Here is a 10559-nt window from a genome sequence, read left to right as displayed (position 1 = left end):
ACACAGGCGCCAATGGGTTGCCGACAAGCTGGGCCAGCTGTCGCAGGTCTTTGCCATCGGCATCTGCGCCTATGCCGTGATGAGCAACCACTATCATCTGGTGCTCAAGGTACAGGCCGATACTGCCAATAAGTGGCAGATTCTGGGACACCCACCTCTTTGACAACCACATAGCTGGCTGCTTGGCTTGATACATCACTGCCGAGGAAGTTGCCATGACCATCGCCCGTTCACGCCAGATCAGCCTCGCCGATACGCCCTATTACCATGTGGTCAGCCGCTGTGTCCGGCGGGCCTTTCTCTGCGGTCAGGATGAGCACTCCGGCCAAAGCTACGAACACAGGCGCCAATGGGTTGCCGACAAGCTGGGCCAGCTGTCGCAGGTCTTTGCCATCGGCATCTGCGCCTATGCCGTGATGAGCAACCACTATCATCTGGTGCTCAAGGTGCAGGCCGATATTGCCAATAAGTGGAGCGAGCGGGAAGTGGCAGAGCGCTGGGCTCGCCTGTTTCAGTGGCCCTTGCTGGTAAGGCGCTGGTATCAGGGTGATGAACTGATAGAGCCCGAGCTGGACGTGGTGCACCAGCTAATAGTCCAGTGGCGGGAGCGCCTCTATTCCATCAGCTGGCTGGTGCGCCTGCTGAATGAGTCGCTGGCCCGCCAGGCCAATAAGGAGGACGGTTGCAAGGGGCACTTCTGGGAGGGGCGCTTCAAGAGCCAGGCCCTGCTCACCGAGTCGGCACTACTGGCCTGCATGACCTATGTTGACCTCAACCCCATTCGGGCCGGCATTGCCACTACGCCTGAAGAGAGCCATTTCACCAGTATCCAGCAACGGATTGAACAGATAACGGATCCCGTCAATCCGACCCCATTGCTGTTGCCTTTTGCCAGGGAAGGCAATGAAGCCCTTCCCTGCAGTTTTGCCGACTACCTGACCCTGGTGGACTGGACAGGACGCGCGATCCGCCTGGATAAGTGTGGCCATATCCCGCATCATCTTGCCCCCGTCTTGCAACGCCTGGGTATGCATGAGGAGCAATGGTTGGGACAGGTCACTCTGTTTCGACGCCACGGCATCCGGGCGGTTGGTGACAGAGTCTGCTGCCAACGTTATGCCGAGCATTGCGGCCAGACCCGATGTTACCAACCCCATTTATGACATCAGCTTGGTGTACACCTTGATGAACTTCTGACACCAGCCTCGTGCCCGCACCGAGGCACAATAACCCCTTGCCGCCGAGTAGCCCTTTCCCGTACTTCAACCAATCGATCCTATCTGTCGCCGCTCTCCCCGATGATGTTCCATGCTCAGCGACCCTCAAATCAGCCAACCTGCAAACGCGCCTCTTCTGGTTATTCACCTTCCCCCAAAGTGGGTGTCCCGAAACGAGAAATAGGTGGGTGTCCCAAAACAAAACCTTCACCTTCCCCCAAGGTGGATGTCTTGAAACAGGAATCCCAATATCTTCCATAGGTGGGTGTCCCAAAATAAAGCGAGAACCGCTGCGGCGCGTATAGGCAGGCAGCTCGCCGATTTAGTCATATCTTGTCAGGGCGGCTCTGCCTGGGTGACAGGGCCCCTTCACGAGGTGCAACGATGAAACGAGCAATCCAGGCCGCCCTGCTGGCCGTCACCATGGCCGCCACCGGTGCGCAGGCCGCCGACAAAATCACTACGGTACCGGTGCAGTTTGCCAAGGGAGCCCACAGCGCCCAGGTAAAAGGCAACTTCTCCGGTTACGACACCATCCACTACACCCTGGTGGCCAAGGCTGGCCAGACCATGACGGTCAAGATCAGTGGCAGCAGCAACGCCAACTTCAATGTCTTCACCCCCGGTGCCATCCCGGGTCAGGCCGAGGCACTGGGTCGCAATGATGGCAATGGTCAGTGGCAATCGACCTTGCCCACCTCGGGCAAATACCTGATCCAGGTCTATCAGATGCGCGCCTCCGCCCGCCGCGGCGAGCAGGTGCCCCACACCCTGTCAGTCAGCATCCAGTAACCGGCCTGCTGTGCTTAAGACATAAAAAACGGCGCCCGCAGGCGCCGTTTTTCTCTTTCCATGTCCGTGACCTAGCCGGTATAGGCAGGCAGCAGTCCCGCCATATTAAGCAGGTGGAAGGCGGCGGTCAGCACACCAAACAGGATCACCAGGGCGATCATGACGATGCCGCCCGGGGCACGGAAGCCCTCGTGCTTGCCCCCTTGTTGACCCTTGCCAGCGCGCACCTTCCACGCCAGCAGAGGCGGAATGATGCAAGTCCACAGGGTCGCGACGGCGCCGGCGTAACCGATGGCCACCAGAAAGCCGAACGGGAACAGCAGCGAGAGCACCAGCGGCGGCAGGAAGGTCACCGCCCAGGACTTGGCGCGGCCACCGCGGCTGTTGTCAAACTTGAACAGGTCCGCCAGGTAGTCGAACACCCCCAGCCCCACCCCGATGAAGGAGGAGAGGATGGCCGCCATGGAGAAGGCGTTGAGGGCGCTTGCCACCGCTTTGGATTCGATCACCGAGCCGAGCGCCTTGAGCAGGGCGTCTACGTTGCCACCCTGTTCGATCACCGGGCCGAACTCGCTGCGCGGCAGATTGCCGAACACGCTCAGCAGCCAGACGGTGTAGAAGGCCAGAGCGATCACGGTGCCACCCAGAATGGCGCGGCTGGCGCGGCGCTCCTCGCCGTAGTAGGCGCGCATCGACGACACCGAGTGGTGATAGCCGAACGAGGTGAGCGCCACCGGCAGCATGCCGAGGGCATAGGGGGCGTAGCTGGCGTGCTCGCTCATCCGGTCAAACAGCAGCTCGGGGCTAATCTTCATCGACAGGCCCGAGATGCCGAAGGCGAAGCTCAGCATCATCAGGATGATGAGCAGCACCGAGATGCGGTCCACCGCCCGAGTGGAGTGCCACACCAGGGCCGAGAAGACCAGGGTGAACAATACTGAGGCGGCGTGGCTGCCGATCCCCGTCATCTCCTGAATAATGAGGCCGGACGAGGTGATGTAGGCGTAGAGCAGGATGCCACCGACGAAGTAAACGCTCAGGTTGTTGAGGGCATTGATCTTCTCCCCCAGCAGATCCCGGGTCACGGTGTCGAAGGAGACGCGCAGCGGATAGCCCTTGTAGGATTCGAGCAGCATCCAGCCCGACACCGTCATCACCACCATGGTCAGCGCCACCGCAAGCAGGGACCAGAGGGTCCAGGCACCCGCCCCGGCACTCGGCAAGCCCAGCATGCCGGCCCCCACACAGACGCCGGCAATGATGCATGCCCCGCCCACCAAGGATGGTTTGTGTTCCATAAATCCCCTTTACTCCTGCCCTGTTTGCACTGCAAAGAAATGGCGCAGCCATGGCTACGCCCTGACGGCCGCCCGCACGCTGGCAGGCGACAAGATGTTGTTTTCATAAAGAAGATGAAACATAAAGCGAGCTCGTTCGAAAATGTTTCAACGCCCCTGCTCAACGTTTCACCCGTGCGACTTTACCTGCCAGCCCGTCAGGTATCAAATCCCGTGCCCTATTCGAAGGCAGATCCCCCGCCCCAGCCACTCAATGGCTCAGTTGCGGCAGGATCTGCAGCAGCTGGCCGCGTACCTCCAGCGGGGTCTGACTGACCCAGAATCCCAACACGCCATAAGAGAGCAACGGCAAGATCAGCAACAACAGGCAGAGCAGCGCCAGCAGCCAGCGAGGCATGAGCCGACGACGCCGGGTGCCCAGCGCGAGGGCATCGGCCCGCTTCGGGCAGGCAGCCACACAGCTCAGGCAGCTGGTGCATTCGAGGCTGCGCACCGCAATCAGCTGGTGCACCTGGATACGGGACGGGCAAGCCCGGCTGCACTTGTCACAATCGTGACCGACGCTTCGCAGGCAGCGGGCCGGATCCCGGCGGATGCGCAGGGGCGTCAGCAGGCCCAGCAGGGCGAGCCAGGCACCATAAGGGCAGAGATAGCGGCAGAAACCCTGACGGAAAGCGGCGGTGAGCAGCAAAACCCAGCCGAGACACAGGCCTGAGATCAGGGCCAGGTTGAAGAAGAAGGCCCCCATCTTCATGTCCGCCGCCTGGTGATAGGTGCTGGCGAAGTAGCCGGGCAGGGCGGCATCCGGTACCGCGAGCAGCACGATGAACAGCAGAAAGCCAAGCACCAGAAACTTCTGGCCACGCAGGATCAGATCCAGCCAGAGCGGCGGCGTCCATTCCCCTGGCAATACCCGGCTGCGCAGCCGATGCAGCCACTCCCCCGCCAGGCCAAGCGGGCAGAACCAGGCGCAGAACGCCCGCCCAAACAGCAGGGCCGACAGAGAGAGCACCAACACTGTGACGGTGGCGGCCGGATGGTGGGGATCCATGATGCCCTGGCTCAGCCAGGCCCGCAGCCCGAGCCCGCCGGCGATGGGCAGGAAGCCATCCACCACGTCCGGGCGCACCAGCCAGGGAGGCGTCACCTGCCCCAGTTGCCAGATATAAAGGCCATATTGCACCGTCACCAGCCCCCAGGAGAGCAGCAGCAGGTGGCGAGTCCAGGCACGCAGCGACTGGCCGTCGAGCTGACCCAGAAGTGGCAATAGCCGGGTTCGGCTGAGCAAGGCGAGCGCCGCAACCACCAGCCCCAGTGCGAACCAGAGGGTGACATCCGCCGCCACCAGCCAGGCGGCAGCCAGCAGGGAGAGAGAGAAGAACCAGGATCGACCGGCCCTCTCCTGCCACTGCAACAGCACCAGATAGATCAGGCTACAGGCCAGGGTCACGGCTTCGATCAGGCTCACTCTTCCCTCACTACGCACATCAGGATAAGGGGAACAGGGTAACTAACATCTGGTTTGATTATTTTGATCTGCATGGGCAGAGGAAGAGATTCATCCCAAACTACCCGCCACCACATGAAGTGCCATCGCCACAAACAAAAACCCCCTCGCTGGCGAGGGGGTTTTTCGTGGTGTCGACACAGGACAGCTGATCAGCGCAGGGCTTTCACCGAGCGACGGACGATGAGCTCGGGCTCGACCGTCATCGACTCCACTTCCTGCTCCTTGTTGCGGATCCGGCTCACCAGCTGCTTGACCGCCAGCTGGCCCAGTTCCGCCTTGGGATGACGGATGGTGGTGAGCGGCGGACTGGAGAAGCGCGCCATCTCGACGTCGTCATAGCCGATGATGGAGATGTCGTCCGGCACCTTGACCCCGGCTTCCCAGGCGGCGCAGATGGCACCGATCGCCATGGGATCGTCAAAGGCAAACACCGCTGTCGGACGAGGCTGCAGGGCCAGGATGCGCTGCATCTGGTCGAACCCGCTCTGGCTCTCGTAATCCCCTTCGAAGATCTGTTCATCTTTCAGGGTCATGCCGCGCTCGCCCAGGGCATCGCGCACCCCGTCCAGTCGCTGCTGGGTGGTGGGTTTGGCAAGATGTCCGGTGATGCAGACGATGTCGGTGTGACCCAGCTCCAGCAGGTGGCGCACAGCAAGGCGCGCACCGATGCGGGCGTTATCGTTGATCACGTTGGCGAAATCGCACTCGGTTCCCCAATCCAGCACCACCTGGGGTACGTTCTTGTGGATGCGCAACATGTCGCGCAACGGAGTGTCGATGTCGGTTCCCAACACCAGCAGGCCATCGACCCGCTTCTCCATCAGCATGCGCAGATAGTGCTGCTGACGGGGCGGCTGGTTCTCGGTGTTGCACAGGATCAGGCTGTAACCCTGTTCGAAACAGTACGCTTCCACACCTTGCACCACTTCCGCGAAGAAGGGGTTCACGCTGGTGGTCACCAGCATGCCTATGGTCTTGGTTGAATTGATTTTCAGACTGCGCGCGACCGAGTTGGGCGCGTAGTTGAGTTCTGCCACCGCCTCAAGCACTTTCTGGGTCGCGTCTTCGCTGACCCGGCGAGTGTGGTTGAGCACATGTGAGACGGTGGAGATGGATACGCCCGCTCGGGAGGCGACATCCTTGATAGTGGCCATCTCTGTCTCCTGACTGTCAAAGGCGGAACATTAGCAGATTTCCCGAATAAAGGCTTGGTTTTAACGAGCACTGCCAGCGATTTGTCAATGCTGGCTAATTTAGGCGTTCATTTCTATTTGCGCAAACGGATTGTGGTCAAAATGGGAGCAGCATCAGAGTAAAATATCGCCAGATTAATTCTCTACACTTCATCACAACCACATCTTGTTACCCAGTTGTTAGCTCAACATATCAATATTAAATTCCAAATCAAGATTTAAAACAGGTTATTTGTTTCAAAATAAGCTCTTTCGACCCGCTCTGGTCAGTATCTTTAACAGCTTGTTATTGCCCCGTGAGGAATGATAGAACCTTAAATATTGCCGGACAGGTAGGATCAGGATCCGGAATGGCACATGGAAATGAAACAATCCACTGATTAAGGGACGAATCAATGAATAACTTCGGAAAAATGGCGGTAAGAGCAGCGGTTTCTTTGGCTCTGTTTGGATCGGCCTCAATGGTCCATGCAGCCGATACGGTCAAGATCGGCATCGCCGGCCCGGTGACCGGCCCGGTCGCCCAGTACGGTGACATGCAGTTTACCGGCGGCAAGATGGCGGTCGAGCAGATCAACAAGGCTGGCGGCATCAATGGCAAGCAGATCGAGGCGGTCATCTATGACGACGCCTGCGATCCCAAGCAGGCGGTCGCGGTCGCCAACAAGGTGGTCAATGACGGCGTCAAGTTCGTGGTCGGCCACCTCTGCTCCGACAACACCCTGCCCGCCTCCGACATCTATGAAGATGAAGGGATCCTGATGGTGACCCCGGCCTCCACCAACCCCAAGATCACCGAACGCGGCTATCAGCTGGTACTGCGTACCATCGGCCTGGACAGCGATCAGGGCCCCACAGCTGCCAAGTACATCATCGAGCAGGTCAAGCCCCAGCGCGTGGCCGTCATCCACGACAAGAAGCAGTATGGTGAAGGCATCGCCTCCAGCGTGAAAGCGGCGCTGGACAAGGCGGGCGTCAAGGTGGTGGCGTTCGAGGGTATCACCGCCGGTGACAAGGATTTCTCTGCCCTGATCGCCAAGCTGCAGAAAGAGAACGTCGACTTCGTCTACTACGGCGGCTATCACCCCGAGCTGGGCCTGATCCTGCGCCAGGCTGGCGAGAAGGGTCTGAAGGCCAAGTTCATGGGTCCGGAAGGGGTGGGTAACAAGGACATCTCCGCCATCGGTGGCCCGGCTTCCGAAGGCCTGCTGGTCACCCTGCCGAACAAGTATGACCTGGTGCCGGCCAACGCCCCGCTGGTTGCCGCGTTCAAGGAGAAGGGCCAGGACTCCTCCGGCCCGTTCGTGTGGACCACCTATGCCGCGGTGCAGACCCTGGCTGCCGGTATCGCCAAGGCGGGTGAAGATGATCCGGCTGCCGTCGCCGCCGCCATCAAGGCCGCACCGATCGATACCGTCATGGGTCCGCTGACCTGGGCACCGAATGGTGACCTGAAAGGCTTCGAGTTCGGCGTCTTCCAGTGGCACGCCGACGGTTCCTCCAGCCAAGTCAAATAATCTGCCGATCCGGGGGTGAACCTGTTCACCCCCTCCTCTCTTTGCGGGCAAGTACAGGGAACGCAGTATGTCCGAACACTTTCTCTATCTGGTTCAGCAGCTGCTGAACGGATTGACCATAGGTAGCACCTATGCCCTGATCGCCATCGGTTACACCATGGTGTATGGCATCATCGGCATGATCAACTTCGCCCACGGCGAGGTTTACATGATCGGCTCCTATGTCGCTTTCATGGTGATGGCGGGGCTCATGATGATGGGCATCGACAGCACCTTCCTGCTGCTGGGGGGCGCCTTCCTGGTCAGCATCATCATCACCGGCACCTATGGTTGGAGCATAGAGCGGGTCGCCTACCGGCCGCTGCGGGGCGGCAACCGCCTGATCCCCCTCATCTCCGCCATCGGCATGTCGATCTTCCTGCAAAACATGATGCGGATGGCCCAGGGCTCGCGCGACATCGCCATGCCCAGCCTCATTTCCGGCGGCTGGTCGCTGGGTGAAGCCGACGGCTTCCAGGCCAGCCTCTCCTACATGCAGCTCATCATCTTCGTGGTGACCTTCATCACCATGCTGGCGCTGACCCAGTTCATCGGCCGCTCCCGCATGGGCCGCGCCTGCCGCGCCTGCTCGGAAGACATCAAAATGGCCAACCTGCTGGGGATCGACACCCACGTGGTCATCTCCATCACCTTCGTGCTGGGGGCCGCACTGGCCGCCGTCGCCGGCGTACTGCTCGGCATGTATTACGGCGTCATCAACCCCTACCTGGGCTTTATGGCCGGCTTGAAAGCCTTCACTGCGGCTGTGCTGGGCGGTATCGGCAGCATTCCGGGCGCCGTGCTTGGCGGCCTGCTGCTCGGCGTGGTGGAAGCGCTCACCGCCGGCTATCTCAGCACCGAATACAAGGATGTGATGGCCTTCGCCCTGCTCATCTTTGTACTGCTGTTTATGCCGACAGGTATTCTCGGCCGACCGGAAGTGGAGAAGGTATGATGAAACACCAATTTATCCATGCCTGTATCGCCAGCCTGGTGCTGCTGGTGCTCTCCTTCTGGCTGCTCGGCTTCAAGCTCGAGACCGACGGTTCCCGCCTGCTGGTAGTGAGTCGCCTCGATGTGTCGCTGGCCTGGCTGCTGGGCGGTGCCACCCTGGTGTTCTGGTTCCAGATGCTGCGCGGCCAGATCGCGCGCCTGTTTCAGGCCTCCATCAGCGGCTTCTCGGTCGGCTTCACCAAGCTGGTGCTGCCGAGCCCGGAGGAGGCACCCAAACTCTATAACCTGACCGCCGTGCTGGTGCTGCTGTTCGCGGTGAGCTGGCCCTTCATGGCCTCTCGCGGTGCCATCGATCTCGCCACCCTGACGCTTATCTACATCATGCTGGGGCTGGGCCTGAACGTGGTGGTGGGCCTCGCCGGCCTGCTGGATCTGGGCTACGTCGGCTTCTACGCGGTCGGCGCCTACAGCTACGCTCTGCTCAACAGCTACTTCGGGCTGAGCTTCTGGGAGTGCCTGCCCATCGCGGGCGGCCTGGCAGCCCTGTTCGGCTTTCTGCTCGGCTTCCCCGTGCTGCGATTGCGGGGGGACTATCTGGCCATCGTCACCCTGGGCTTTGGCGAGATCATCCGCATCCTGCTCAACAACATGACCAGCCTGACCGGCGGCCCGAACGGTATCTCCGGCATTCCCAAACCGACGCTCGGTGGCCTGGAGTTCAACCGCACCGTCAAGGATGGCGGCTTCGAGACCTTCCACGAGTTCTTCGGCATCACCTACAACGCCAACCACAAGGTGATCTTTCTCTACCTGATGGCGCTGGTGCTGGTGGTAGCGACCCTGTTCGTTATCAACCGCCTGCTGCGCATGCCGCTGGGCCGTGCCTGGGAAGCGCTGCGGGAAGACGAGATCGCCTGCAAGTCGCTCGGCCTCAACCCCACCATCATCAAGCTGACCGCCTTCACCATAGGCGCCTGCTTCGCGGGGTTTGCCGGCAGCTTCTTCGCCTCGCGCCAGGGCTTCATCAGCCCGGAATCCTTCGTCTTCATCGAGTCGGCCATAGTGCTGGCGATCGTGGTACTGGGCGGCATGGGCTCCCAGATCGGGGTAGTACTGGCCGCCATCGTGATGACGGTATTGCCGGAACTTGCCCGTGAATTCAACGAGTACCGCATGCTGATGTTCGGTCTGCTGATGGTGTTCATGATGATCTGGCGGCCTCAAGGACTGCTGCCAATGACCCGTCCCCACCTGGAGCTGCGCAAATGAGCAACATATTGTTGGAAGTCTCCAATCTGTCGATGCGCTTCGGCGGCCTGCTGGCGGTCAACGGCGTCGAGCTGGATGTCGAGAAGGGAGAGGTGATCTCCATCATAGGTCCCAACGGGGCGGGCAAGACCACCATCTTCAACTGCCTGACCGGCTTCTATCGCCCGACCGGCGGCGTGATCCGCTACAAGGGTGAGGAGATCCAGGGGCTGCCCGGCCACAAGATCGCCCGCAAGGGAATCGTGCGCACCTTCCAGCACGTGCGGCTGTTCAAGGAGATGACGGCGGTGGAGAACCTGCTGGTCGCCCAGCACCAGCACCTCAACACCGGCTTCCTCGCCGGACTGTTCAAGACCCCGGCCTTTCGCCGGGCCGAGCTGGAGGGACTGGATCAAGCCGGCTTCTGGCTCGACAAGGTGGGGCTCAAGGATCTCGCCAACCGCGCCGCCGGCAACCTGGCCTATGGTCAGCAGCGCCGGCTCGAGATCGCCCGCTGCATGGCGACCCGCCCCGAACTGCTGATGCTGGACGAGCCGGCCGCGGGCCTCAACCCGAAAGAGACCGACGAGCTCAACGAGCTCATCATCAACCTGCGGGACGAGTTCGGTGTGTCAGTGCTGCTCATTGAGCACGATATGAAGCTGGTGATGGGCATCTCCAACCGCATCTTCGTGGTCAGCCAGGGCACCCCGCTGGCCCACGGCAAACCGGATGAGATCCGCAACAACCCGGCGGTGATCAAGGCCTATCTGGGCGAATCGTAAACACAG

The 10559-nt window shown here is 60.7% G+C and carries 9 protein-coding genes; 6 read left to right on the top strand and 3 right to left on the bottom strand.

Annotation, left to right across the window (positions count from 1 at the left end; translation table 11 throughout):
- Positions 1–215: 215 nt before the first annotated feature.
- Together ACB034_RS19605 and ACB034_RS19600 are read left to right on the top strand one after the other, a co-directional pair.
- Positions 216–1163 (top strand): transposase, encoded by a 948-nt coding sequence (locus tag ACB034_RS19605; protein WP_371173535.1) that lies wholly within the window; start codon positions 216–218, stop codon positions 1161–1163.
- 438 nt (positions 1164–1601) lie between these two features.
- Positions 1602–2009: a pre-peptidase C-terminal domain-containing protein gene (locus ACB034_RS19600; protein ID WP_371173534.1), complete on the top strand. Its 408-nt coding sequence runs from the start codon at positions 1602–1604 to the stop codon at positions 2007–2009.
- A 71-nt stretch (positions 2010–2080) separates the two neighbouring features.
- Here the strand turns inward: ACB034_RS19600 and ACB034_RS19595 are convergent, their stop codons facing one another.
- The 3 genes from ACB034_RS19595 to ACB034_RS19585 all read right to left on the bottom strand — a co-directional run bounded on the left by ACB034_RS19595 (position 2081) and on the right by ACB034_RS19585 (position 5971).
- Positions 2081–3307, bottom strand: coding sequence for an aromatic amino acid transporter (locus ACB034_RS19595; protein WP_216993378.1), 1227 nt, complete (start codon positions 3305–3307; stop codon positions 2081–2083).
- Between the two features lie 250 nt (positions 3308–3557).
- Positions 3558–4775: a 4Fe-4S binding protein gene (locus ACB034_RS19590; protein WP_371173533.1), complete on the bottom strand. Its 1218-nt coding sequence runs from the start codon at positions 4773–4775 to the stop codon at positions 3558–3560.
- A gap of 191 nt (positions 4776–4966) precedes the next feature.
- A complete protein-coding gene (locus tag ACB034_RS19585) occupies positions 4967–5971 on the bottom strand; it encodes a substrate-binding domain-containing protein (RefSeq protein ID WP_042027085.1) in 1005 nt (334 codons plus the stop codon).
- A gap of 434 nt (positions 5972–6405) precedes the next feature.
- On the opposite strand from ACB034_RS19585, the gene ACB034_RS19580 reads away from it, so the two are divergent.
- From ACB034_RS19580 to livG, 4 genes are all read left to right on the top strand, one after another.
- A complete protein-coding gene (locus ACB034_RS19580; protein WP_026457077.1) occupies positions 6406–7527 on the top strand; it encodes a branched-chain amino acid ABC transporter substrate-binding protein in 1122 nt (373 codons plus the stop codon).
- A gap of 67 nt (positions 7528–7594) precedes the next feature.
- Entirely contained in the window at positions 7595–8521 is a 927-nt protein-coding gene (gene livH, locus ACB034_RS19575) for a high-affinity branched-chain amino acid ABC transporter permease LivH (protein WP_042073454.1), read from the top strand.
- Positions 8521–9789, top strand: a complete 1269-nt coding sequence (locus ACB034_RS19570; protein ID WP_216994121.1) for a high-affinity branched-chain amino acid ABC transporter permease LivM — start codon at positions 8521–8523, stop codon at positions 9787–9789. Before livH ends, ACB034_RS19570 begins: the two co-directional genes overlap by 1 nt.
- Positions 9786–10553, top strand: coding sequence for a high-affinity branched-chain amino acid ABC transporter ATP-binding protein LivG (livG, locus tag ACB034_RS19565; protein ID WP_371173532.1), 768 nt, complete (start codon positions 9786–9788; stop codon positions 10551–10553). Before ACB034_RS19570 ends, livG begins: the two co-directional genes overlap by 4 nt.
- The last annotated feature ends 6 nt before the right edge of the window (positions 10554–10559 follow it).

It is taken from the genome of Aeromonas sp. S18(2024), from assembly GCF_041402525.1.
Classification (GTDB): Bacteria; Pseudomonadota; Gammaproteobacteria; order Enterobacterales; family Aeromonadaceae; genus Aeromonas; species Aeromonas enteropelogenes.
This window is presented reverse-complemented; position numbering and strand designations above follow the sequence as displayed.